Consider the following 22593-nt stretch of genomic DNA (forward strand, 5'->3'; position numbering starts at 1 on the left):
TTATCCAACATTATCAGGCTGCTGTATTTCGGTTTTGGCAACAATGCCGGGTTTGCACGGTGGGAAAAACCATTAAGCCCGCGCAGGCAGGCTTAATGGTTTGCAGGCGCGGTAGGATTAATGATCGAGCGATTCCAGCGCCCGTTTGATCAGCTCGGTGGCCAGCTTGCTTTCCGCTTCAGAAATGCCGTCGAGATTGAAGTTGGAAAGCTCAGCGACCAAAACGCTGCGTTCTTTGCCGCTGATCGAAGCGTCCAGCGCGGACAGCACCCTGCCGAGGATCTTCAGCAGGGTGGCGTTTTCCGCTACGGCTTCTTGAGCCGGGGTGTTCTTATCGGTCATTCAAAATCCTCTCTGTCGTGACGGAAGGGAGATGCAGCTAACGCCATCGAATAAATTAAACGATCGCGCAGCCCTTCGGGGGTGTTGAGCCCAATCACTACCGTAAGGCAGGGATCCGGATTTCTACTTATGCATTGCAGTTATAACGGTTAGGTTATCTATACAGCCGTATCACTTTGCCCTAACGGGCGACGCCAGGCTGAGCAATGCGTGCTCTGCATGCAAACGACCAGTATAGGCTTTTTACGCGGCGGCAATATGACAGAAGCCCCCCTGCAAACAGGGGGCAAGGTTATTGCGGTTTGCCGGAGAACAGGAAGCGCAGCGCCGGAATGCGCTTGTGCAGTTCATATAGCGCGAAGGCCAGAGAGAACACAAACAGCAGGCCCAGCAAGAATCCCAACAGGTTGTTGCCGATATACGGCGTCACGAAAGCGCCATATATCAGGGTCAGCGGATGGTGCACCAGATATATAAACAGCGAGGCGTTGACCAGATAGGTGATGCGCGGAGAGTGATAATTCAGCAGGTTATGCCCGAAAGAGAACACGACGTTGGTCATCAGGATCCCCATTAGGGTTTTGATCACCACTTCCAGCTCGAACATATAGCTGCTGTGCGCCAACAGCTTTTGGTTCAGCATATATGCGATAAACAGCAGCAGCGAACCGAGCAGCGCCAGCGGCGAGCGGCGCAGAAAAATCTCCTTAAGCCACACATACTTAAACGCATAGGCGCCGAGGAGGAAGAACGGCAGGTAGAACATCGTCTCCATCACCACGAAATTGAACAGGCCGTTGGATAATAGCTGCGGGGCGAAAATTAAAATAATGCGGTGCGCGGCCGAGTAGCATACCGCATAAATAAAGAAATACAGTGAGATGTTTCCTAATCCACGCATTCTGTTTATTAGTATTGGAATATGTTCACGGGTTTGCCGCTTGATTTTACGGAACAGATAAAAACAGGCGCAGGTTAACAATGACAGCGTCAATAAGAACCACAGATGAGAAACCAATTCCCAAACTGTTACATTTATTTTCTGATAGAGAGAAAATTCATCCCAGCCGTTTAATTTGTCGGTGAAATATTTCAGCATGAAAAACTGCGGCACCGTGATCAGCGGGATGGAGCTCAACAGCGGGATCGCCACCCGCTCCAGCCTGACCTTCAGCCACTGGTGGCGCTCGTAGCGCTCGTAAAGCATGTAGGAGAAGTAGCCGGATATCACGAAGAACACCTGCATGCGGAAGGCGTGGATGAAGTCGTTCAGCACCGTGAGGGAGAAGGAGGGCGACGCGCTGTTCACCGCCCAGGCGTGGCTGGAATAAATCAGGGAGAGGTGAAACGGAATGCCGAGCAACATCAAATAGGCTCTGATGGAGTCGAGGAAAAACTCGCGCTGTTTGCTGCCTTTAGTCATAGATTACCGCTGGTGATTTAATCGGGTGCTCATTAACACGCTTAATAAGTCGTCAAACGTTAAATTGTTATCCGGAACCCTACTATAGCCCCCCGCATTTTTCCATAGCGTCTTGTTGCGCGGCTTGCTACGCTGGTGTTCCATCAGCTGCTTAAACAATGAGCCGTAAACATGAACCATCCATTTATCATGTTGTCGGAAAGCTGAGTAATCCATTAATATGGATTTAAATGCTTTGAGCACACGAATAGGGGGGGATGTGCTAGTTAATATATTATCCGGACAACCACGCGCCGCGAGCGTTCGTTGGTTAGGTGCGACCGTATTGTTCACGCTGTTCAGTTCGCCGGCTTGGGCCTTTTCTATTGATGATGTCGCCAAGCAGGCGCAGGATCTGGCGGCGAAAGGTTTCGAAGCCCCGAAGAGCAACCTTCCTTCTCAGTTCCGCGAGATGAAGTTCGCAGACTATCAGCAAATTCAGTTCAATCACGATAAAGCCTATTGGAGCAAGCTGAAAACCCCTTTCAAGCTTGAGTTTTATCATCAGGGGATGTACTTCGATACGCCGGTGAAAATCAACGAAGTCACCTCCACCAGCGTAAAACAGATCAAGTACAGCCCGGATTACTTCAACTTCGGTTCGGTCAAACACGACCCTGAATCGGTGAAAAACCTCGGCTTTGCCGGTTTTAAGGTGCTTTATCCGATCAACAGCGCCGACAAAAACGATGAGATCATGAGCCTGCTGGGCGCGAGCTATTTCCGCGTGGTGGGTAAAGGACAGGTTTACGGGCTTTCCGCTCGCGGCCTGGCTATCGACACCGCTTTGCCGTCCGGCGAAGAGTTCCCGCGTTTCCGCGAATTCTGGGTTGAGCGTCCGAAGCAGGGCGACAAGCACCTGGTGATCTATGCGCTGCTGGATTCCCCGCGCGCCACCGGCGCTTACCGTTTCACGGTGATCCCGGGCCGCGACACCACCGTGGACGTCGAGTCTAAAGTGTTCCTGCGCGACAAGGTGGGCAAACTGGGCCTGGCGCCGCTGACCAGCATGTACCTGTTCGGGCCGAACCAGCCGTCGCCGACGCTGAACTACCGCCCGGCGTTGCACGATTCCAACGGTCTGTCTATCCACGCCGGCAACGGCGAGTGGATCTGGCGTCCGCTGAACAATCCTAAACACCTGTCCGTCAGCACCTATACCGTCGAGAATCCGAAAGGCTTCGGTCTGCTGCAGCGCGGCCGCAACTTCAAGGATTACGAAGATCTGGACGATCGCTACGATCTGCGTCCGAGCGCCTGGATCGAACCGAAGGGCGACTGGGGCAAAGGCAAGGTCGAACTGGTGGAGATCCCGACGGCGGATGAAACCAACGACAACATCGTCGCGTTCTGGACGCCGGATACCTTGCCGGAAGCCAAAAAGCCGCTGACGCTGAGCTACCGTTTGAACTTCACCCGCGATGAAGACAAACTGCATTCGCAAGATATCGCCTATGTGGCCCGTACCATGCGTTCGACCGGCGACGTGAAGCAGTCCAACCTGATCCGCGAGCCAGACGGCAGCGTGGCCTTCCTGGTCGACTTCGTTGGCCCGGTGCTGAAAGGGCTGGACGCCAATACCCCGGTCGCCTCTCAGATCAGCATCGGCGACAACGGTGAGATGGTAGAAAACAACGTCCGCTATAACCCAGTGACCAAAGGCTGGCGCCTGACGGTGCGTCTGAAAGTGAAAGACGACAAGAAGCCGGTAGAAATGCGTGCGGCGCTGGTCAATGGCGATAAGACTCTGTCGGAAACCTGGAGCTATCAGCTACCTGCCAATGAATAAGCCTACTCAACCCGCCCAGGATTATCTTGCGGCGCTGCCTCTGACCGCCGAGCGGTCGGAGGCGCTCAACCCTCAAACGGCGGATGACGCTCAGGCACTGGAGGCGCTCCATCGGCAGATGGGCGCCGCCGACGCCAACGTCAATAGCCTGTCGGCGGATGACGTGGCGCTGGCCTCGGTCAAACCGCGTATCGAAAACGCCTGGCCGGATGCGGTCAGCGATGACGACTTCGATACCGACGCCGAAGGGCGCGCCATTCTGAAGGCGACGCCGCCGATCAAACGCACCACCATGTTCCCGGAAGCCTGGCGCACCAACCCGGTGGCGCGCTTCTGGGATTCTCTGCTGGGGCGGTCGCCGCACAATCGGCACGCCACCAAAGAGGAGGCCGAGGCCGAGAACCGCTGGCGTACCGTCGGCTCCATGCGCCGCTATGTGCTGCTGGTGCTGATGCTGGTGCAAACCGGCATCGCCACCTGGTACATGAAAACCATCTTGCCTTACCAGGGCTGGGCGCTGATCGATCCTATCGCCATGCTGGATCAGGATCTGATGCAGTCGGTGTTGCAGCTGCTGCCGTATGTGCTGCAAACCGGCATTCTGATCCTGTTCGCCGTGCTGTTCTGCTGGGTCTCGGCCGGTTTCTGGACCGCGCTGATGGGCTTCCTGCAGCTGCTGATCGGCAAGGACAAATACAGCATTTCCTCCACCATCAAGGGCGATGAGCCGATCAACCCGGCGCACCGCACTGCGCTGATCATGCCGATCTGCAACGAAGACGTCGAACGCGTGTTCGCCGGCCTGCGTGCGACCTATGAGTCCGTCGCCGCGACCGGTCAGCTGGAACACTTCGATATCTACGTGCTGAGCGACAGCTACGATCCGGACATCTGCGTGGCCGAGCAAAAGGCGTGGATGGAGCTGTGCCGCGATGTCGATGGCCACGGCCGCATCTTCTATCGCCGCCGCCGCCGCCGCGTCAAACGCAAGAGTGGCAACATCGACGACTTCTGCCGTCGCTGGGGCGGTGAGTACAGCTACATGGTGATCCTGGATGCCGACAGCGTGATGAGCGGCGAATGCCTCACCGGGCTGGTGCGCCTGATGGAAGCCAACCCGAACGCCGGCATCATCCAGTCGGCGCCGAAGGCGTCCGGCATGGATACCCTGTATGCGCGCGTGCAGCAGTTCGCCACCCGCGTTTACGGGCCGTTGTTCACCGCCGGCCTGCATTTCTGGCAGCTGGGCGAGTCGCACTACTGGGGGCACAACGCCATCATCCGCGTGAAGCCGTTTATCGAGCACTGTGCGCTGGCGCCGCTGCCGGGCGAGGGCTCTTTCGCCGGGTCTATCCTGTCGCACGACTTCGTTGAAGCGGCGCTGATGCGCCGCGCCGGCTGGGGCGTGTGGATCGCTTACGATCTGCCGGGCAGTTATGAAGAGCTGCCGCCAAACCTGCTGGACGAGCTGAAGCGCGACCGTCGCTGGTGTCACGGCAACCTGATGAACTTCCGCCTGTTCCTGGTGAAAGGCATGCACCCGGTGCACCGCGCGGTGTTCCTTACCGGTGTCATGTCCTACCTGTCGGCGCCGCTGTGGTTTATGTTCCTGGCGCTCTCCACCGCATTGCAGGTGGTGCATACGCTGATGGAGCCGCAATACTTCCTGCAGCCACGGCAGCTGTTCCCGGTCTGGCCGCAGTGGCGGCCCGAGCTGGCGATAGCGCTGTTCTCCACCACGCTGGTGCTGCTGTTCCTGCCGAAGTTGCTCAGTATTGTGCTGATCTGGGCCAAGGGCGCGAAAGAATACGGCGGGGCGTTCCGTCTGTTCATTTCGATGCTGATGGAAATGCTGTTCTCGGTGCTGCTGGCGCCGGTGCGCATGCTGTTCCATACCGTGTTCGTGGTGAGCGCCTTCCTCGGTTGGGAAGTGGTGTGGAATTCGCCGCAGCGTGACGATGATGATACGCCGTGGGGCGAAGCGTTCCGCCGCCATGGCTCGCAGATGTTGCTGGGCCTGGTGTGGGCCGGCGGCATGGCGTGGCTGGATCTGCGCTTCCTGTGGTGGTTGGCGCCGATCGTGTTCTCGCTGATCCTGTCGCCGTTTGTGTCGGTGTTGTCGAGCCGCGCAACGCTGGGCATGAAAAGCAAACGCGCCAAGCTGTTCCTGATCCCGGAAGAGTACAATCCGCCGCGTGAGCTGTTGGCGACGGAAGAATATCTGCATCTCAACCGCAACCGCGCGCTGACCAACGGCTTTATGCATGCGGTGGTCAATCCATCCTTCAATGCGCTGGCGACGGCGTTGGCGACGGCGCGTCACCATCTGCGCGCGACGCTCGATCGCAATCGTGAGGAGCGGGTGAACGAAGCGCTGCAGTTGGGGCCTGAGAAGCTGGTGAAGGGCAAACGCCTGGAGCTGCTGAGCGATCCGGTCACGCTGGCTCGTTTGCATCAGCGCGTCTGGCTGTTGCCGGAAGGCGCCGCCTGGCGTGAGCATTATCAGCAGTTGCCGCACAACCCGCTGGCGCACCCTACGGGCCGGCGTTAATTGCTAATCGGCAACGCTCAGACGGGGAATGCGCATGGCGCATTCCCCGTTTTTTTTACCTTTTGCTTACGTGCGCCGGTACCGGTGGAGAAAGGGAACTGTGATAGACTGCGGCCGATGCGTTGTTCACTCGCGAAACAACCCCTTGCTCAGAGTCAATGTCGTGAAGCTCTCTCCCTATCTTCGGCTGGCCTGCGTGACGGCCGGCGTGATGACACTCACCGGCTGCGGCAGCATTATCAGCCGCACCGTGCCCGGTGCGGGGCATGGCCACCAGTACTATCCCGGCGTGCAGTGGGATCTGCGTGACACGCCCTGGCGCTACGTCACGGTGATAGATGTGCCGCTGTCGATGGTGGTGGACACCTTTATGCTGCCGTTTGATGCGCAGCATGGCCCCTACGAGTAATTTCGTTCAGCGGGTGGCGAACACCACCAGCTGATAGCCTTGCTGCCCGCAATGGAAAGGCGCCAGCGCCGTCATCCCCAACCCTTGCACGTGAGCGGCCAACGAATGCGGATTGTCGTCGTCGATAAACAACGCGCCCACGTCATAGTCATGGCAGGTATGCGCTTTGACCGCGGCGTAGAGGCGCTTCAGCACGCCTTTGCCGCGCCAGGCGGCGGCGAGGCAGACGGGGCCGTAGAGAAACACCCGCTGCTCACTCAGCGGCCGTCCGGCGAAGGATTGCGTGGCGAGCGTCACCAGCATCGCCTCCACCACCGGCGGGCGCGGTTGCACGTCGGCGGGCATCAGGCAAACGAACCCCGCCAGTTGGCCTTCCTGTTCCGCCACCCATATGCCGATGCCGCGGTTGATCGCCGCCAGCTGCGCCTCATTCATGCGCGATACGATAAATCCCTGCCGTTTTTGGCGCTCGTCGAGCGCTTCCGGCACGTTTTCCCCCTGTAGCTGCAAAATGGCGGGGTAGTCGGTAGGGCGGGCCCGGCGAATAATCATGCGGCCTCCTTGGCGATGAAAGCGTGGTGCGGGTTAACGTTCATCCCACTCATCGGCTGCGGCCTGGCCTTCTTCGGTATCCAGCGGCGGTTCGAGCTGAAAGTCGCCTTCCTCCCATTCGTACAGGGTGTTTTCATCTATCCACTCGGCGGTAATTTCCACCTCGTCGTAGTCACCGTCGAAGATCGCCTGCGCCGCCGCACCGCTGCGCAGCGTCAGACATTCTACCGCCTCTCCTTCTTCTTCGAAGAACTCCGCCTGCCACATCGTGTCGCCATCCTGCATCACGTACTTTTGCAGATTGAACTGCTGGGGCACCGGCGGTTCGTCACCGCTGCCGCCTTCGGCGGTGTCGATAAACTCTTCGCGTGCGGCCTCGATGGCTTCTTCCAGGGTTGCATACAGGCTCATGTTCGCCTCCGTTGACAATGAGAGTAAAGCGTCCGGCGCATTGCCGGCGCGGTGGGGGAAAACGTCAAAACTAATTGTTGTCTCACTGGCGCAGGATGCAAATTTTTTTGTTGTCCGCTTTGCGACGATGGTTGTCCGCAAAGCGGGAGAAGAGGAGGCGATGGCGGGAAATAATGACGCTATCGTTCACTCTGGCGTCAGGAGAAGCCCATGTTAATCGACCCTTCAAGCAAATACCGACCGTTCCCGCCGGTGGCGTTGCCGGACCGCCAATGGCCTGCGCGTACGCTGCGGCAGGCGCCGCGCTGGTGCTCCAGCGATCTGCGCGACGGCAACCAGGCGCTGGCGGAGCCGATGGATAACGCGCGCAAGCGCGAATTCTATCAATTGTTGTTGCAGTGTGGTTTCAAAGAGATCGAGGTGGCGTTCCCTTCGGCGTCGCAAACGGATTTCGACTTTGTACGCACGCTGATCGACGAGCGGCTGATCCCGGACGACGTCACGATCCAGGTGCTGACGCAGTCGCGCGACGATCTGATCGATCGCACCTTCGAGGCGCTGCAGGGGGCGCCGCGGGCTATCGTGCATCTGTATAACGCCACGGCGCCGATGTTTCGCGACATCGTGTTCCGCCAGGATAAGGCGGCGACCGTGGCGCTGGCGGTGAACGGCGCGCGGCGCATTCGTCGGCAGTGCGAGGCGCAGCCCGATACCGCCTGGTGCTTCGAATATTCGCCGGAAACCTTCTGTTTTACTGAGTTAGAGTTTGCGCTGGAGATCTGCGAAGCGGTGGCGGAGGTTTGGCAGCCGGGGCCGCAGCGGCCGATGATCATCAACCTGCCGGCGACGGTGGAAGTGAGCACGCCCAACGTGTATGCCGATCAGATCGAATGGTTCTGCCGTCACTTCAGCCGTCGCGCCGATGTGGCGATCAGCGTGCATCCGCATAACGATCGCGGCACCGGCGTGGCCTGCGCGGAGCTGGCCTTGCTGGCCGGCGCCGATCGGGTCGAAGGCTGCCTGTTCGGCAACGGAGAGCGCACCGGCAACGTCGATCTGGTCACGCTGGCGTTGAATCTCTATACCCAGGGCGTGGCGCCGGGTCTCGACTTCAGCCGCCTGAAGCAGGTGGTGGAGGTGGTGGAACAGTGCAATCAGCTGCCGGTGCATCCTCGCCATCCTTATGCCGGCGAGTTGGTGTTTACCGCCTTCTCCGGTTCGCATCAGGATGCGATCAAGAAAGGTTTCGCCGCACAGCGGCAGCGGCAAGATGGCCGCTGGCAGGTGCCATACCTGCCGCTCGATCCCGCCGATGTCGGTTGCAGCTATGAGGCGGTGATCCGGGTCAACAGCCAGTCCGGCAAAAGTGGCGCCGCCTGGTTGTTGGAGCAGAATCATGGGCTGGCGTTGCCGCGCGGTTTGCAGATTGATTTCAGCCAGGTGGTGCAGCGCGCGACCGACGGCAGCGGCAAAGAAATGAGCGGCGCGCAGCTGTGGCGCTTATTCCGCGATACTTACGGGCTGGTGGAGCAGCCGCGTTTGCAGCTGTTAAGCTACCAGACGGAAAGCCATGGCGCAGAGGCATACAGCTTCAACGCGCGAGTTGCCTGCGAGGGAGAGCCGCTGCGCCTGCAGGGGGCCGGCAACGGTCTGCTGTCCAGCGCGGTGGATGCGCTGCGTCAGCGCTTCGGCTTGCCGCTGGCGATCGAGGATTACCACGAGCATACGTTGGGGCATCAGAGCGATAGCCGAGCGGTGGCCTATATTCGCTGTACGCTGCCGCAAGGTGAGGCGACTTATGGCGTTGGCATCGACGTCGACTCCGCCAGCGCCTCGCTGCAGGCGCTGTTCAACGTCGCCGGGCGCTATCTGGCGCCAACGTCGGCGCAGTCCGGCTGAAATAGTCGCTGGGTGCTACTCCCAGCAGCCGGCGGAACATGGCGCTGAACGCGCTGGGGCTGTCATAGCCGAGATCCAGCGCCACTTCCAACACCGAACGACCGGTCGCCAGCGCATTTAATGCCGCCAGCAAACGGGCGCGTCGCACCCAGTCGCTAAAATGTAGCCCGGTTTCTCGCAGGAAGCGCCGCGACAGGGTGCGTCCGCTGACGCTGAGATGAGCGGCAGCCTGTTCCAGCGTCCAGGGCTGCGCCAGCGTGGCCTGGATATGGCGGCACAGGGCGAGCAACGAGGCTTCGCGAGGTTCCGGCAGGTGCAGCGGCAGGATCGGCAGCATTCGCAACTCATCCAGAATCAGTTCCATCACGCGCTCATCGCGCCCGCCGCTGGGGTAGCCGGGCGCAATCTCCATCGCACAGATAATCAACTCGCGCAGCAGCGGGGAAACCTGCACTACCTGGCATTGGGCCGGCAAATCGGCGCGCGCCAACGGATCGACGAACAACGTCCTGGCCGCCACCTGGCCGGTGATACGCAGGCTGTGCACCACTTTCGCCGGCACCCAGACGCCGCGGCCGGGCGGCACCACCCAGCTGCCGAGCCGGGTCGTGACCTGCACCACGCCGCTCAGGCTATGGATCAGCTGCGCGCAGTTATGGTAGTGGTCCGGCTCGCTGTCGCCGTGGCGATAATCTCTGGCTAATGGCCGGACAGGCCGATCGGGCGGCAGAACGTCGTGAAAAAGCAGCATCGTAAGCAGGCTCCGCGCGGCAAAAGGGGGAGGACAGCATGCCATGCGTCGCTGTTTCACACCAGTCTGTGGCGCGGCACGGTAAAATGGTTTATAAAATTATATTATATAATTTTATAAACTGAAGGAGGGGCAATGGATATTGATGCGATGCGCAAGGCGGCGGCCCAGGCCGGTGCGATGCTGCGTACCCTGGGCAACGAAGATCGGCTGCTGCTGCTGTGCCGGCTCAGTCAGGGCGAGATGGCGGTGAGCGAACTGGCGCAGGCGCTGGATATCCGCCAGCCGACGCTGTCCCAACAGCTTGGCGTGCTGCGCGAGGAGGGGTTGGTCTCCACCCGGCGAGCCGGCAAGCAGATTTACTATGCGGTGGCCGATGCCAAAGCGCTGGTGCTGCTCGCGACCCTGTATCAACTGTATTGCCCACAACCGGAGAACCGCGATGACCATTGACTGGCAGCACTTCACGCCGTATTCCGCGTTGGCGGGCGGGGCCATTATCGGCGCAGCGGTAGCGCTGCTGCTGTTGTTCAATGGCCGGATCGCCGGTATCAGTGGCATTACCGGCGGTTTATTGAGCGCGGGTGGCCGGGTGCGGGGCTGGCGCGCCGCATTTATTGGCGGGTTGCTGCTCTCCCCGTGGCTATATGCTGCCGCTGCGACGTTGCCATCCGGTGAGATCTCGGTTGGCAACGGCTGGCTGGCGGCCGCAGGGCTGTTGGTGGGCTTGGGTACTCGATTGGGCAGCGGTTGCACCAGCGGGCACGGCGTGTGCGGCGTCGCGCGGTTGGCGCCGCGTTCGCTGGCCGCCACGGCGGTGTTCATGCTGCTGGGGTTTATGACCGTGTGGCTGATGCGCCACCTGTTGGGAGGGTGAAAATGCTTAAATCGTTGTTAGCGCTGCTGAGCGGCGTCATTTTCGGTCTGGGGCTGATCGTCGCCGGCATGGCCAATCCGGCCAAGGTGTTGGCGTTTCTCGACGTTACCGGCCAGTGGGATCCCTCGTTGGCGCTGGTGATGGCTGGGGCGATCGCGGTGGCGGCGCCGGCCTTCCTGTGGGCGCGGCGACGCGAACGGAGCCTGTTGGGCGAGCCGCTGCAGATCCCGGCCGCCGGGCGTGTGGATCGCCGTTTACTGGCGGGCAGCGCGCTGTTCGGCATCGGCTGGGGCATCGCGGGGATTTGCCCTGGCCCAGCCTGGGTGTTGGCCGGGGCGGAGATAAGTCGGGTATGGCCGTTCCTGTTGGCGATGCTGGCGGGTATGGCGCTGTATGAAATTATCATGAGGCGGAGGCGTTCATGTCGATAGCCAAAGCGGTGTTGCGCATCGCGCGCCCGACAGATCGGTTGCAAGAGATTGCCGCGCTGTATTGCCGTGGGCTGGGGTTCGAAAGGCTGGGCGAGTTTGTCGATCATCTGGGCTTTGACGGCATGATGATCGGGCATCCGCAGCATGCTTACCATCTGGAGTTTACGCAGCATCGCGGGGTGCGGGTCGGGCAGGCGCCGACGCAGGATCACCTGCTGGTGTTTTATCTGCCGGATGAGAACGAATGGCGAGCCGCGTGTGAGCGGATGCGGGCGGCGGGGTTCTTGGCGGTCGCCGCCTATAACCCCTATTGGGATCGGGCGGGGCAAACCTTTGAAGATCCTGATGGCTACCGGGTGGTATTGCAACACCAGGCCTGGCAGGCATAAAAAAACCGGCGCATCGAGCGCCGGTTTGCGAGATAAAACGGTTTATCCGTCAGGCGCTGGTCGCCGGCTTTTGTGCGCTCTTGGACTGGGTATTTTCCAGCATGCGGCGAATCGGCACGATCAGCACGATAAGCACGGCGGCGCAGATCAGCAACGCGACTGAGCAGCGGGCGAACAGATCCGGCAGCATATCCAGTTGGTCGGCCTTGACGTGACCGCCGATCAGACCGGCCGCCAGGTTGCCCAGCGCACTGGCGCAGAACCACAGCCCCATCATCTGACCGCGCATTCTCTCCGGCGCCAGCAGCGTCATGGTGGCCAGCCCGATCGGGCTCAGGCACAGCTCACCCAGCGTCAGCATCAGGATACTGCCCACCAGCCACATCGGCGATACGCCGGCGCCGCCGTTGCTCAGCACATTCTGCGCGGCCAACATCATCAGGCCGAAACCGCCGGCGGCGCACAGGATGCCGATCACGAACTTGGTGATGCTGCTCGGACGCACGTTATTGCGTGCCAGCGCAGGCCAGGCCCAGCTGAACACCGGCGCCAGCAGGATGATGAACAGGGCGTTGATCGACTGGAACCACACCGCCGGGATCTCGAAGCCGCCAATCATGCGATTGGTGTAATCGTTGGCGAACAGGTTGAACGAGGTCGGTTTTTGCTCAAACGCCGACCAGAAGAACGCAGCGGAGATCAGCAGGATGAAGCACACCAGCAGGCGTGCGCGCTCTTTGCGGCTCAGGCCGGCAAAGGCGAACAGATAGATGAAGTACAGGGTGACCGACGCAGCGATCACGTACACCAGCATGCTGGCCACTTCGACCGGATTGATGACGATGGTGCCCTGAGCGATCAGCACGATGACGGCCACCAGGATGACCGCCAGCGCCAGCAACCAGGCGCCGACGCCTTTTTTCTTCGCTACCGGGCTGTTCCAGGTGGAGTCCAGGCCCACTTCGCGGTCATAGCGTTTCATCGCCGGGACGGCGAACACCCGGAAGATCACCAGCGCCACCAGCATCCCGATACCGCCGATGCCGAAGCCCCAGTGCCAACCGTGTGACTTGATCAGCCAACCGGAGATCAGCGGAGCGATGAACGAGCCGATGTTGATGCCCATGTAGAACAGCGAGAAACCGCCATCGCGGCGCGCATCGCCTTTTTTGTACAGCGTGCCGACCATCACCGAGATACAGGTCTTGAACAGGCCGGAACCGAGCACGATGAACATCAGGCCGATGAAGAACAGGTTGGTGCCCATCACCGCGGACAGGGCGATCGACAGGTGGCCGAGCGCGATCAGGATCGAACCGTACCAGACGGCCTTGCGTTGGCCGAGCCAGTTGTCCGCCAGCCAGCCGCCCGGCAGTGCCGCCAGGTACATGCTGCCGGCGAAGATGCCGACGATCGCCGACGCGTTCTCGCGCGCGAGACCCAGACCGCCGTCGTACACGGTGGCGGCCATAAACAGGATCAGCAGCGGACGGATGCCGTAGAACGAGAAACGCTCCCACATTTCGGTGAAGAACAGAGAACCCAGCGGATAGGGATGGCCGAAGAAGGTCCGGCTTTCTGACTTATTGACAGAGGATTGCATAACGATTTCCCAATAAAAGGCGCTGCAAGGCTGCAGCCCGTACTGTGGTATGTATGTGTATTTAATAAAGGCGATCCGCCCAATGCGGATTACCCGACAAACACCGTGGCTGCAACGCTGATAAACCGTGGAAAGCGTGCTGACCTTTTCTTCACTTGGCCGATGTTTCACATCTGGCGTGATATTATTTAACCATTTGATAACTGGTCGTTGGTTTTGTCTAGTACCTGTATCCCATTTTTTAGACGAAAAGTCGACAAGCATCTACTTTTCTGGTTTTTCTGTTGGTTGTGACAGGAATATGATTGACAGCGGGTTTTATGTACTGAAAGTTATTTTTTTGTTGATAAACAAAATGTTGAGATAAGAAAGTTCTGGGTGGGACGAAAATTCGCCGGCCCGAAGGAGGCATTATTAAAAGTGGGGGAAATGCGCCGTTGATCCGGCCAACGGAGGAAGCTGGCGATAAATGCAGCTATTGTTCTTCCTGCAGCGTGTCTTCCCGCAAATAGCCCGGCCGCCGCCGCAGACACCACCAGGAATAACCGGCGTTGAACAGCACCACTAAAGCGGTGACGGCGAAGACCGCGCGAAAACCGTAGCCGGCGGAGACCGCAGCGCCGAGCAGCGGACCGCTGACGTTGCCGACGTCGCGGAACGACTGGTTGTAGCTGAAGATTCGGCCGGCTACCTGATTGGTGCAGTTGTAAATCAACAGCGTCTGTACCGCCGGCAGCAGCGCGCCGTCGGCCGCCCCCAGCAGAAAACGCAGCACCCCAAGCTGCCACGGCGTTTGCACGAACGCCATCGGGATCAGCAGCAGCACCGAGACGATCAGCATAAACACCAGAATGCGCTCCGGGCCGATGCGATCGCCCAGCTTGCCCAACCGTGGGGCGCTCATCAAGGCCGCGACGCCGGGCACCGAGGCAATCAGCCCGCTGATAAACGCCAGGTTATGGGTGGCGCCGGCCAGATCGCGCACATACAGCGTCAGGATCGGCGCGATCGAGCCGGTGGCGATCTGGATGATCATGGTGGTCACGAACAGGCTGAGCACCAGCTTCGGGTTCTTCAGCGAGGCGAACACCTGTTTTGCGTGCAACATGTCGCGCTTTTGCACCGGGGTGAATTGCTCTTTGACATACAGCAGCGTCAGCACGAAACAGACGAACAGCACCGCGGCGGTAATATAAAACACCGGGCGCAGACCATAAAGGTCGGCCAGCAAACCGCCGATCAGCGGGCCGACCAGCGCGCCGCCGACGCCGCCGGTTGACAGGGTGCCGAGCGCCCAGCCGCTGCGGTTGCGCGGCACCTGGGTGGCGATCAGCGCGTTGGCGTTGGGGATGAACCCGCCGAGCAGCCCCAGCACCGCGCGCAGCGCGAGAAATTGCCAGACCGTTTGCGCCATGCCCATCAGCACCATGACGATCGCCATGCCCAGGGCGGAGCGCAGCAGCATCAGTTTACGGCCGCGTCGGTCGGCCAGGGCGCCCCAAAACGGCGCGGCGATAGCGGAAAACAGGAAGGTGATGCTGAACAGCAGGCCGGACCACATGTTGAGCGCCTGATGGCCGGTTACGCCCAGCGTCTCTACGTACAGCGGAAGAAACGGCATCACCAGGCTGAAGGCGGCGCCGGTGAGAAAACACCCGACCCAGGCGACGAAAAGGTTGCGTTTCCAGTTAACGGGTTCTGCTGCCGAAGCCATAAATGTCCACTGTCGAAGGGTGACGCGCTTTGCCGGCGGCATGATGAAGGGGCAAAACGTGAAAGTTAGCCTGATAAGTATGCGCCGCCTGCGTGGCAACGGCAAACCAGAGGACGGAAATAGGGTGAAAAATGAAATAAAGTTTTAAAAATGGCGTTTAAACCTTATTCCGCGCTTAGCGCGCGGAATTTACAGCGTTTTATAAGCCGGCCAGCGCCTCGAAACCGGCGGCGGTGGTGGTCGCGCTAAAGTCGATGACCTCGTAGTGGGCCACGGCGTTGAACGGATCTTCGGCCAGGATGGCGTCCAGCTGCGCACGCTCAATGCCCTTGGCCAGGATCACGCCGCCGGTGCGGGGATTCTTGCGGCCGGAAGCGACGAAGGTGCCGTCCTGAAAATATTTCTTAAGCCAGGCGATGTGCCCGTCAAGGTGGCTGTCGACGTCGGCGATCGGGCGATGGTAGGTCAGGCTGACAATGTACATAGCGGCTCCTGGGGTGTCGGCAAAGGCATTACCATCCCACCCTCGCCGGCGATTCTCAAGAGGCACGCAATAAAAAACCCGCCGGCGGCGGGTTGGTTTTATCAGTAAAGCGAAGGCTCGCCTTCCGGACGGGTCTTGAAGCGGCGATGCAGCCACATGTATTGGTCCGGCGCCATCAGGATCTCTTTTTCCACCACTTTATTCATGAAGGCGGCGGCGTCGAGTTCATTATCCAGCGGGAAGTTTTCCACCGCCGGCTGCATGATCAGCTCATACCCTTTGCCGTCCGGCAGGCGACGCGGGGTGAACGGAATGATCGCCGGTTTACCCATTCGCACCAGCACATAGCTGCCGGTGGTGGTGGCGGCTTTGTCCACGGCGAACAGCGGCACGAAAACGCTGCTGCGCGGGCCGTAGTCGTGATCCGGCGCATACCAGATGATATCGCCCTGTTTCAGGGCACGGATCATGCCTTTGACGTCCTTGCGATCCAGCATCGACTTGTTGGAACGCATGCGTCCCCAGGTTTGCAGCCAGTCCATCAGCTTGTTGTCGTGCGGGCGGTAAACGCCGATGCCCGGGTTGTGAATGCCGAAGATGCGCGCGCCCAGCTCCAGCGTCAAAAAGTGCAGGCCAATCAGCAGCACGCCCTGCTGGTTGTCGCGCGCTTTTTGGATATGCTCCAGGCCGCTGACCTTGAACCAGCGCTCGATGCGCCAGTTGGGCCAGAACCACGCCATGCCGGTTTCAAACAGCCCCATGCCGACCGATTCGAAATTCTTTACCACCAGCGCATCGCGTTCGGCCTGCGGCATGTCGGGAAAACAGAGCTCGAGGTTGCGTTGGGCGATAGCGACGCGCCGCTTGAGAAAGCGCATGGAAAATCGCCCAATCGAGGTGCCGAGCCAGTAGATGACGGGGTAAGGCAGCAACACCAGCAGATACAGCAAGCCGATGCCGACCCAGGTCAGCCAGTAGCGCGGGTGCAATAAGGAGCGATTGAAAGTAGGAACTTGAGTCATGGGTTCTCTGTTTGAATACGGTTGTTTAAGTGTAATGACAGCGTCATCGCACGGTCTGGCAGCCGGGTGAACTCGGCGGCAAGGTTCGTTTCTGCCGTTTGTTTGCGACTATTGTGGCATTTTTCTGGCGATCCGGGAAAACACAACGCATTAAAATCCCTTTTGGGGCGTTAAATATGCATCGAACGCCGAATTTTTCCACAATCTTTCCTGCCAAAGATAATGGAGATATTATTGTCGGTAATTATTTAGAGGGTAAATATGTTGGCATCATGGATCAGTGCGGGGCTGCTGGTGTTGGGTGCGGCGGTCGGCAGCGTCGGCGCACATCTGCAGATGAACGCGATATTGGCGCTTGCCGGCGTAATGATGGCGCTCGGTATGGTGGCCTCCGCGTTTACCGAAGGCGGCGGGCGCTGAACGGGGCGCTGCGCCAGGGCTGCGCGGCGGTGGTTTTTCGGGTATGATGTGCGCCGCGCGTGGGCCTGCTGGCTGCGCGCGGTAATCAGTCACCTCCCGAAAGACAGGAAAGTACACCATGCCAGTGTTACATAACCGAATTTCTAATGAGGAACTGAAGGCGCGCATGCTGGCGGAAACCGAGCCGCGCACCACAGTTTCTTTTTACAAATACTTCTCCATCGACGATCCCAAGGCGTTTCGCGACAGCCTGTACGTTCAGTTTGAAAAACTGAAGGTGTTTGGCCGCATCTACGTGGCGAAAGAGGGCATCAACGCGCAGATCAGCGTGCCTCAGCATAACTTCGACGCGTTCAAAGCCGCGCTGTTCGCCTCGCACCCGGCGCTGGATCAGGTACGCCTGAATATCGCGCTCGAAGACGACGGCAAATCCTTCTGGGTGCTGCGCCTCAAGGTGCGTGAGCGTATCGTGGCCGACGGCATCGATGACGAAAGTTTCGATCCGAGCAACGTCGGCGAGTATCTGCAGGCCGAGCGCGTCAATCAGATGATCGACGATCCGAATACGGTATTTGTCGATATGCGCAACCACTATGAGTACGAAGTCGGCCACTTCGAAAACGCCATCGAGGTGCCGTCGGATACCTTCCGCGATCAGTTGCCGATGGCGGTGGAGATGCTGCAGGACAGCAAAGACAAGAATATCGTCATGTACTGTACCGGCGGCATTCGCTGTGAAAAAGCCAGCGCCTATATGCTGCACAACGGTTTTAAAAACATCTACCACGTGGAAGGCGGGATCATCGAATACACCCGCAAAGCGAAAGAACAGGGGTTGCCGCTGAAGTTTATCGGCAAAAACTTCGTGTTCGATGAGCGCATGGGCGAGCGCATCTCCGACGATGTGATCGCCAACTGCCACCAGTGCGGAGCGCCGTGCGACACTCATACCAACTGCAAGAACGACGGCTGCCATCTGCTGTTCATTCAGTGCCCGAGCTGCGCCGCCAAGTTTGAAGGATGCTGCAGCGAGATTTGCCGCGAAGAGCTGAAGCTGCCGCGCGAAGAGCAGCGCGCGCGCCGTGCCGGCCGTGAAAATGGCGTCAAGATCTTCAATAAGTCGAAAGGCTTGCTGCAGACCACGATGCACATTCCGGCACCGGAAGAAGAAGGCCCAGCCCGCTGAGCCTGAGGAAATGAGAAGCCCGGCCGCCAAGCCGGGCTTTTTTTTATTTCTCGCGCACGCCTTCTACGGAGATGATCAGCTCAACGTCTTGCGACGCCGGGCCCAGATCGGTGGTGATGCCGAAATCTTTCAGCTTGATCTTGCCGTTGGCTTCAAAGCCGGCGCGGTAGCCGCCCCACGGATCGTTGCCCTGGCCAATCAGTTTGGCGTCCAGCGTAACCGGTTTGGTGACGCCGTTCAGCGTCAGGTTGCCGACCACCGCATAACCGTCGCCGTTTTTCTTCACTTCGGTGGATTCAAACTTGGCCTGCTTGTTCTTCTCCACGTTGAGGAATTCGGCGCTGCGCAGGTGCTTGTCGCGCTCGGCATGGTTGGTGTCGACGCTGGCGGTATTGATGGTCACGTTGACCTTGTCCTTCGAAGGATCTTTTTCGTCGAAGGTGAAGCCACCGTCGAAGTCTTTAAAGCTGCCGTACAGCCAGCTGTAGCCCAGATGCTGGATGCGGAACTCGATAAAGGCGTGCTGGCCCTGTTTGTCGATCTTGTAGTCCGCCGCCAGTGCGGAACCGGCGCTCAGCAGCAGGGCGCCTGCGGTCAGGCCCAATACGGTCTTTTTCAACATAGCAATCTCCATAAATCCAAAGGTTAATCGGCGCTGCTACCCAGCATCCGTTTCAAAGTGACATCACGATCGATAAAGTGATGTTTAAGCGCGGCCAGCCCGTGCAGTACCGAGAGCACTACCACGGCCCAGGCCAGGTAAAGGTGTATGGCGCCGGCGGTGTCGGCCTGTTCCGCCATGCCGGTCACGGTGGCGGGCACGTCGAACCAGCCGAATACGCTGATCGGTTGGCCGTCGGCGGTGGAGATCAGATAGCCGCTGATCAGAATGCCGAACAGCACGGCGTACAGCGCCAGATGCGCGAGGATGGCGCTGACGCGAGTGAGGCGGCCATAGCTGGCCAGCGGCTTGGGTGGCGGCGAGACAAAGCGCCAGATCACGCGGATCACCATCACGATGAACAGCAGCGTGCCGATGCTTTTGTGGATCTCCGGCGCCTGGTGGTACCAGACGTCGTAATAGCCCAGCGTGACCATCCACAGGCCGAGCGCGAACATGCCGTACACCGTCAGCGCCACCAGCCAGTGGATCAACACTGACACATGGCCGAAACGATCGGCGGTATTTTTCCAGAGCATCCTGTTTCCTTCGATTACCGATTGGCTGGCTGCAATAATTAAACTTTAGGAAACATAAAATCAATAATAAATTTAACTATGTTACTTCTTAGAAATATTAGTCAGTGAATTTGTTTGAGATGTTCGTGAACCTTCAGATAAATCGTTGAAGATGATATTGTTTCTCTCGCCCGGTGATTGTGCTAGTTGTTGAAAATTAGGCTTATTATCTATTAATGTCAGCTTTTGTCATTTTACGTAAACCTCGCGTGAGTTGCCCGGTGAGATTATTTGTTGGCAAAGGTTATGCCTATTTTTTGCGGCGCAGAGCAGGGCGGAAAGATTAACGTTGTCGAACGGTTTCGCTAAATCCCCTGCGGTGCAGCGGCGGATTTTGCTACCATTAGCGCCAAGAGACGGCCCCATGAGGCCGGTTAACCCAGTGAAATAACAAGGAAACGTCATGGGCCGAACCCGCGTGACCGACAGCAGCCTGCGTCTGGCCGTCCTGCTGGCGATGTTGGTGATCATTTTGGCCGGGGTGAAAGCCGCCGCCGACATCGTGGTGCCGTTTTTGCTGGCGGTATTTCTCGCTATGGTGTTGAACCCGCTGGTGGCGATGCTGGAACGCAAGCGGGTGCCGCGTATCGTCGGGGTGACGCTGCTGCTGACGGCGGTGATCGTGGTCGTGATGCTGTTTATCGGCATGCTGGGTGCTTCGCTGAACGAATTCGCCCGCTCGCTGCCGCAGTACCGCGGCATGATGATCGAGAAGCTGCGCGAGCTGCAGCATTACGCCGATCGCTTCAATATCAGCCTCTCCAGCGAAGCGATGCTGCAGTATGTCGATCCCAGCGCGGCGATGAATCTGGTCACCCGCATGCTGGGGCACCTGTCTGGCGCCATGACCAACGTCTTCCTGCTGCTGATGACCGTGGTGTTTATGCTGTTCGAAGTGCAGCTGCTGCCTTACAAGCTGCAGCAGGCGCTGGATAAGCCGAACGAGGGGCTCGCCGCGATGCGGCGGGCGCTGGACGGCGTGACGCGCTATCTGGTGATTAAAACCATCATCAGCCTGGCCACCGGGGTGATCGTCTGGATCTTCCTGGCGGCGGTCGGCGTGCGTTTTGCCTTTATCTGGGGGCTGCTGGCGTTTCTGCTCAACTATATTCCCAATATCGGCTCGGTGTTGGCCGCCATTCCGCCGCTGATTCAGGCGCTGTTGTTCAACGGGCTGGGTGATGCGCTGGTGGTGGCGGGCGGCTTTATCGCTGTCAACATGGTGATCGGCAATATCCTCGAACCGCGGGTGATGGGGCGCGGGCTGGGGCTGTCGACGCTGGTGGTGTTCCTGTCGCTGATCTTCTGGGGCTGGCTGCTCGGCCCGGTGGGCATGTTGCTGTCGGTGCCGCTGACGATCGTGGCGCGCATCGCGCTGGAGACCACCGAGGGCGGCTATCGGCTGGCGGTTATCCTGGGGGACGGCCGCCCGCCGCGCCAGCCTCCGGCGGCGCCGGAGTGAGGCGAGTTTTATTGCCACGTTGGGGCGCGTGTTGTTAAGGCGTTCTGAATAGGCCACCCAATGGTGACTTAATGCTTTTATCTGATGGTTGTATCTGAGGTCAGGCTGGCTCAATAATGTATAGCAGGTACATCAAGGGGTTATGCACTATATGTAGTGTTGATTTACATCTTGCGACCTTATATTGATATTATTCTTCACTCGAGTTTTTATAATAAATAATCGCCAAGTAAACTTGTCGTAGTCAAGCTCGTACCTCGCTTAACTAAGAAAAAATTAATAGGGATTAAACTTGCGTTTTTCCTCCTTTCAGTCGAAAAGAACGCCGAGTTTTTGAGTCTTGCTTCGTCGACAAAAAATAATAACCACCTCAAAATAACTGCCTCGTTAGTAGCTAACGCACTTCGTTTGTTTAGGGATCGGGCTGTTAAAACCCTTAAATAAAACTACTCAAAGTAACTACTGAAAAGCCAGTTAGTAGAAAGGTAAGTCGTCGCCCTCGTTAGTGAGTCGGGAAGTCCAATGGCCGAGTTAGTCCTTGATGGTGGAAGGGTATAATTGAGATATGATAGAGTACTGTAAAATAGAAACAAAGGACTAAAAAATGGCGGGCTTCGCAGCGGAGTATAAGGATTTACTTACTATTAGTTTTAGTGCGCTATCATTTATTGTGCATGTATTGCTCTATTCTTTTCGGTAAGAACAAACATCCGCGATAAAGAGAAGTTGCGAATAACAGCACGTACTGTCGTCGAACCGATCTACAATAAGGTCTATAAAATTGAAGTTACAATAATAAAAAGAGTACAAAATTAAGAACTCCAAAAAACTAGTATAAAGATTAATAAAAGAAGGGTGAGTTAGCTATGGGATTAAATTGGAATGGAATAAAAAATATAGCAGATATTACTAAAATAACCATTTTTGCGTACTCATGCTATTTCTTCTTTAGGATGGGGGAGGCAGTTTTTTATGGCTACCCATTTAGTTATATAAGTGTGGATTCATCGAGTTTGTTTTCAGTACTGATAAAGTCATTAATGGCTTTGCTGGTTGCTTTCTTTATTATAAAGGCAGCAATTAAATCATCACAAGGTGCTATTTGGAATACTTTTCTTGTACTTGTTAGTCTGGTGATACTTTCCGTATTGATGTATCTTAAGAATAGAAACCTACATGAGGTTTCTTCTGTCTTTGTTTTTTGTGTTATAATTTACTATTCATTGTTTTCCATTGCCGATTCAATAAGAGAACTCAATAAAGCTGATGAGGGAAGCGTGCAAGGACAATGGCTTTTAAAAGCTGTTTTTTATTCGTGGCTTATATGTTTCTCATTAGGAAATTACTACTATGGTTTCGCCCCTAATGGGTTATATCAGGATAAGGATGGACGTGTAATCATAGCTCAATACAATGACAAGTACATAATGAAAAAGTGTCAAAGCAATGGGGTTATGGCAACATATATAGTTGATATTCCAGATGGTATGTTAACTCCAGTACCGGAAAATTATTTTGTTCGAGACGTTTTGAAAGCGAAATGTAAAGTACAATCAACCACGAGCGATATAAAAGCTGAGTAATGTTCTTTTTTGTCAGA

The 22593-nt window shown here is 57.7% G+C and carries 23 protein-coding genes; 12 read left to right on the forward strand and 11 right to left on the reverse strand.

Annotated elements, in window-relative coordinates; all coding sequences use genetic code 11:
- Positions 1–117: 117 nt before the first annotated feature.
- Both MMS95_RS06650 and mdoC read right to left on the reverse strand, forming a co-directional pair.
- On the reverse strand, positions 118–342 hold the full coding sequence (locus MMS95_RS06650) for a hypothetical protein (protein ID WP_242141503.1): 225 nt from the start codon (positions 340–342) through the stop codon (positions 118–120).
- Between the two features lie 292 nt (positions 343–634).
- The gene (mdoC, locus tag MMS95_RS06655; RefSeq protein WP_242141504.1) at positions 635–1765 is read right to left on the reverse strand and encodes a glucans biosynthesis protein MdoC; all 1131 of its coding nucleotides are present in this window, start codon (positions 1763–1765) and stop codon (positions 635–637) included.
- A gap of 259 nt (positions 1766–2024) precedes the next feature.
- Here mdoC and mdoG point away from each other — a divergent pair, with 259 nt between their 5' ends.
- From mdoG to MMS95_RS06670, 3 genes are all read left to right on the forward strand, one after another.
- Complete coding sequence (gene mdoG, locus MMS95_RS06660; RefSeq protein WP_004927882.1) at positions 2025–3593, forward strand: glucans biosynthesis protein MdoG; 1569 nt, start codon at positions 2025–2027, stop codon at positions 3591–3593.
- Entirely contained in the window at positions 3586–6144 is a 2559-nt protein-coding gene (gene mdoH, locus MMS95_RS06665; RefSeq protein ID WP_016928223.1) for a glucans biosynthesis glucosyltransferase MdoH, read from the forward strand. The genes mdoG and mdoH overlap by 8 nt, the downstream gene beginning before the upstream one ends.
- Positions 6145–6307: 163 nt before the next feature.
- Positions 6308–6553: a YceK/YidQ family lipoprotein gene (locus tag MMS95_RS06670; protein ID WP_033633374.1), complete on the forward strand. Its 246-nt coding sequence runs from the start codon at positions 6308–6310 to the stop codon at positions 6551–6553.
- A 6-nt stretch (positions 6554–6559) separates the two neighbouring features.
- On the opposite strand, the gene MMS95_RS06675 is transcribed toward MMS95_RS06670, so the two are convergent.
- Together MMS95_RS06675 and MMS95_RS06680 are read right to left on the reverse strand one after the other, a co-directional pair.
- Positions 6560–7105, reverse strand: coding sequence for a GNAT family N-acetyltransferase (locus tag MMS95_RS06675; RefSeq protein ID WP_048322853.1), 546 nt, complete (start codon positions 7103–7105; stop codon positions 6560–6562).
- A 33-nt stretch (positions 7106–7138) separates the two neighbouring features.
- Positions 7139–7516: a MysB family protein gene (locus tag MMS95_RS06680; RefSeq protein WP_004927872.1), complete on the reverse strand. Its 378-nt coding sequence runs from the start codon at positions 7514–7516 to the stop codon at positions 7139–7141.
- A gap of 210 nt (positions 7517–7726) precedes the next feature.
- Here MMS95_RS06680 and leuA point away from each other — a divergent pair, with 210 nt between their 5' ends.
- Positions 7727–9415, forward strand: a complete 1689-nt coding sequence (leuA, locus tag MMS95_RS06685; protein ID WP_033633371.1) for a 2-isopropylmalate synthase — start codon at positions 7727–7729, stop codon at positions 9413–9415.
- On the opposite strand, the gene MMS95_RS06690 is transcribed toward leuA, so the two are convergent.
- A complete protein-coding gene (locus MMS95_RS06690) occupies positions 9366–10166 on the reverse strand; it encodes a helix-turn-helix transcriptional regulator (protein ID WP_048322861.1) in 801 nt (266 codons plus the stop codon). The two genes, leuA and MMS95_RS06690, sit on opposite strands and share 50 nt — an antisense overlap.
- Positions 10167–10301: 135 nt before the next feature.
- On the opposite strand from MMS95_RS06690, the gene MMS95_RS06695 reads away from it, so the two are divergent.
- Genes MMS95_RS06695 through MMS95_RS06710 form a run of 4 tightly spaced genes read left to right on the forward strand, consistent with a single transcriptional unit; the run spans position 10302 to position 11863 of the window.
- Entirely contained in the window at positions 10302–10619 is a 318-nt protein-coding gene (locus MMS95_RS06695) for a metalloregulator ArsR/SmtB family transcription factor (protein WP_242141505.1), read from the forward strand.
- Positions 10609–11043 carry a hypothetical protein gene (locus MMS95_RS06700; protein ID WP_099982626.1) on the forward strand — a complete coding sequence of 145 codons (435 nt, stop codon included), beginning with the start codon at positions 10609–10611 and terminating at the stop codon, positions 11041–11043. The genes MMS95_RS06695 and MMS95_RS06700 overlap by 11 nt, the downstream gene beginning before the upstream one ends.
- Positions 11044–11045: 2 nt before the next feature.
- Positions 11046–11474 (forward strand): YeeE/YedE family protein, encoded by a 429-nt coding sequence (locus tag MMS95_RS06705; protein WP_242141506.1) that lies wholly within the window; start codon positions 11046–11048, stop codon positions 11472–11474.
- Positions 11465–11863 (forward strand): VOC family protein, encoded by a 399-nt coding sequence (locus MMS95_RS06710; protein ID WP_021504903.1) that lies wholly within the window; start codon positions 11465–11467, stop codon positions 11861–11863. The genes MMS95_RS06705 and MMS95_RS06710 overlap by 10 nt, the downstream gene beginning before the upstream one ends.
- 49 nt (positions 11864–11912) lie before the next feature.
- On the opposite strand, the gene MMS95_RS06715 is transcribed toward MMS95_RS06710, so the two are convergent.
- From MMS95_RS06715 to MMS95_RS06730, 4 genes are all read right to left on the reverse strand, one after another.
- Complete coding sequence (locus tag MMS95_RS06715; protein ID WP_099982624.1) at positions 11913–13466, reverse strand: peptide MFS transporter; 1554 nt, start codon at positions 13464–13466, stop codon at positions 11913–11915.
- Positions 13467–13941: 475 nt separating this feature from the next.
- Positions 13942–15180 carry a multidrug efflux MFS transporter MdtG gene (gene mdtG, locus MMS95_RS06720; RefSeq protein WP_004927846.1) on the reverse strand — a complete coding sequence of 413 codons (1239 nt, stop codon included), beginning with the start codon at positions 15178–15180 and terminating at the stop codon, positions 13942–13944.
- 199 nt (positions 15181–15379) lie between these two features.
- Positions 15380–15664, reverse strand: coding sequence for a YciI family protein (locus tag MMS95_RS06725; RefSeq protein ID WP_004927842.1), 285 nt, complete (start codon positions 15662–15664; stop codon positions 15380–15382).
- A 101-nt stretch (positions 15665–15765) separates the two neighbouring features.
- Entirely contained in the window at positions 15766–16686 is a 921-nt protein-coding gene (locus tag MMS95_RS06730; RefSeq protein ID WP_015377426.1) for a Kdo(2)-lipid IV(A) acyltransferase, read from the reverse strand.
- A 261-nt stretch (positions 16687–16947) separates the two neighbouring features.
- On the opposite strand from MMS95_RS06730, the gene MMS95_RS06735 reads away from it, so the two are divergent.
- On the forward strand, positions 16948–17106 hold the full coding sequence (locus tag MMS95_RS06735) for a hypothetical protein (RefSeq protein WP_015377427.1): 159 nt from the start codon (positions 16948–16950) through the stop codon (positions 17104–17106).
- Between the two features lie 118 nt (positions 17107–17224).
- Entirely contained in the window at positions 17225–18292 is a 1068-nt protein-coding gene (locus MMS95_RS06740; RefSeq protein ID WP_015377428.1) for a rhodanese-related sulfurtransferase, read from the forward strand.
- Positions 18293–18335: 43 nt separating this feature from the next.
- On the opposite strand, the gene MMS95_RS06745 is transcribed toward MMS95_RS06740, so the two are convergent.
- Positions 18336–18914 carry a YceI family protein gene (locus tag MMS95_RS06745; protein WP_015377429.1) on the reverse strand — a complete coding sequence of 193 codons (579 nt, stop codon included), beginning with the start codon at positions 18912–18914 and terminating at the stop codon, positions 18336–18338.
- 23 nt (positions 18915–18937) lie between these two features.
- Positions 18938–19492, reverse strand: a complete 555-nt coding sequence (locus MMS95_RS06750; protein ID WP_004927830.1) for a cytochrome b — start codon at positions 19490–19492, stop codon at positions 18938–18940.
- Between the two features lie 442 nt (positions 19493–19934).
- Between MMS95_RS06750 and MMS95_RS06755 the strand changes: the two genes are divergently transcribed.
- Both MMS95_RS06755 and MMS95_RS06760 read left to right on the forward strand, forming a co-directional pair.
- On the forward strand, positions 19935–20993 hold the full coding sequence (locus tag MMS95_RS06755; protein ID WP_021504908.1) for an AI-2E family transporter: 1059 nt from the start codon (positions 19935–19937) through the stop codon (positions 20991–20993).
- A gap of 866 nt (positions 20994–21859) precedes the next feature.
- The gene (locus MMS95_RS06760; RefSeq protein WP_172574620.1) at positions 21860–22576 is read left to right on the forward strand and encodes a hypothetical protein; all 717 of its coding nucleotides are present in this window, start codon (positions 21860–21862) and stop codon (positions 22574–22576) included.
- Positions 22577–22593 lie beyond the last annotated feature (17 nt).

It is taken from the genome of Serratia sp. PGPR-27 (assembly GCF_022678525.1).
Classification (GTDB): Bacteria; Pseudomonadota; Gammaproteobacteria; order Enterobacterales; family Enterobacteriaceae; genus Serratia; species Serratia nematodiphila.

What these genes read in the sequence shown, in the direction of transcription:
- MMS95_RS06650 (WP_242141503.1), bottom strand. Translation starts at nt 342, where the DNA reads ATGACCGATAAGAACACCCCGGCTCAAGAAGCCGTAGCGGAAAACGCC.
- mdoC (WP_242141504.1), bottom strand. Translation starts at nt 1,765, where the DNA reads ATGACTAAAGGCAGCAAACAGCGCGAGTTTTTCCTCGACTCCATCAGA.
- mdoH (WP_016928223.1), top strand. Translation starts at nt 3,586, where the DNA reads ATGAATAAGCCTACTCAACCCGCCCAGGATTATCTTGCGGCGCTGCCT.
- MMS95_RS06675 (WP_048322853.1), bottom strand. Translation starts at nt 7,105, where the DNA reads ATGATTATTCGCCGGGCCCGCCCTACCGACTACCCCGCCATTTTGCAG.
- MMS95_RS06680 (WP_004927872.1), bottom strand. Translation starts at nt 7,516, where the DNA reads ATGAGCCTGTATGCAACCCTGGAAGAAGCCATCGAGGCCGCACGCGAA.
- leuA (WP_033633371.1), top strand. Translation starts at nt 7,727, where the DNA reads ATGTTAATCGACCCTTCAAGCAAATACCGACCGTTCCCGCCGGTGGCG.
- MMS95_RS06690 (WP_048322861.1), bottom strand. Translation starts at nt 10,166, where the DNA reads ATGCTGCTTTTTCACGACGTTCTGCCGCCCGATCGGCCTGTCCGGCCA.
- MMS95_RS06695 (WP_242141505.1), top strand. Translation starts at nt 10,302, where the DNA reads ATGGATATTGATGCGATGCGCAAGGCGGCGGCCCAGGCCGGTGCGATG.
- MMS95_RS06700 (WP_099982626.1), top strand. Translation starts at nt 10,609, where the DNA reads ATGACCATTGACTGGCAGCACTTCACGCCGTATTCCGCGTTGGCGGGC.
- MMS95_RS06705 (WP_242141506.1), top strand. Translation starts at nt 11,046, where the DNA reads ATGCTTAAATCGTTGTTAGCGCTGCTGAGCGGCGTCATTTTCGGTCTG.
- MMS95_RS06710 (WP_021504903.1), top strand. Translation starts at nt 11,465, where the DNA reads ATGTCGATAGCCAAAGCGGTGTTGCGCATCGCGCGCCCGACAGATCGG.
- MMS95_RS06715 (WP_099982624.1), bottom strand. Translation starts at nt 13,466, where the DNA reads ATGCAATCCTCTGTCAATAAGTCAGAAAGCCGGACCTTCTTCGGCCAT.
- mdtG (WP_004927846.1), bottom strand. Translation starts at nt 15,180, where the DNA reads ATGGCTTCGGCAGCAGAACCCGTTAACTGGAAACGCAACCTTTTCGTC.
- MMS95_RS06725 (WP_004927842.1), bottom strand. Translation starts at nt 15,664, where the DNA reads ATGTACATTGTCAGCCTGACCTACCATCGCCCGATCGCCGACGTCGAC.
- MMS95_RS06730 (WP_015377426.1), bottom strand. Translation starts at nt 16,686, where the DNA reads ATGACTCAAGTTCCTACTTTCAATCGCTCCTTATTGCACCCGCGCTAC.
- MMS95_RS06735 (WP_015377427.1), top strand. Translation starts at nt 16,948, where the DNA reads ATGTTGGCATCATGGATCAGTGCGGGGCTGCTGGTGTTGGGTGCGGCG.
- MMS95_RS06740 (WP_015377428.1), top strand. Translation starts at nt 17,225, where the DNA reads ATGCCAGTGTTACATAACCGAATTTCTAATGAGGAACTGAAGGCGCGC.
- MMS95_RS06745 (WP_015377429.1), bottom strand. Translation starts at nt 18,914, where the DNA reads ATGTTGAAAAAGACCGTATTGGGCCTGACCGCAGGCGCCCTGCTGCTG.
- MMS95_RS06750 (WP_004927830.1), bottom strand. Translation starts at nt 19,492, where the DNA reads ATGCTCTGGAAAAATACCGCCGATCGTTTCGGCCATGTGTCAGTGTTG.
- MMS95_RS06755 (WP_021504908.1), top strand. Translation starts at nt 19,935, where the DNA reads ATGGGCCGAACCCGCGTGACCGACAGCAGCCTGCGTCTGGCCGTCCTG.
- MMS95_RS06760 (WP_172574620.1), top strand. Translation starts at nt 21,860, where the DNA reads ATGGGATTAAATTGGAATGGAATAAAAAATATAGCAGATATTACTAAA.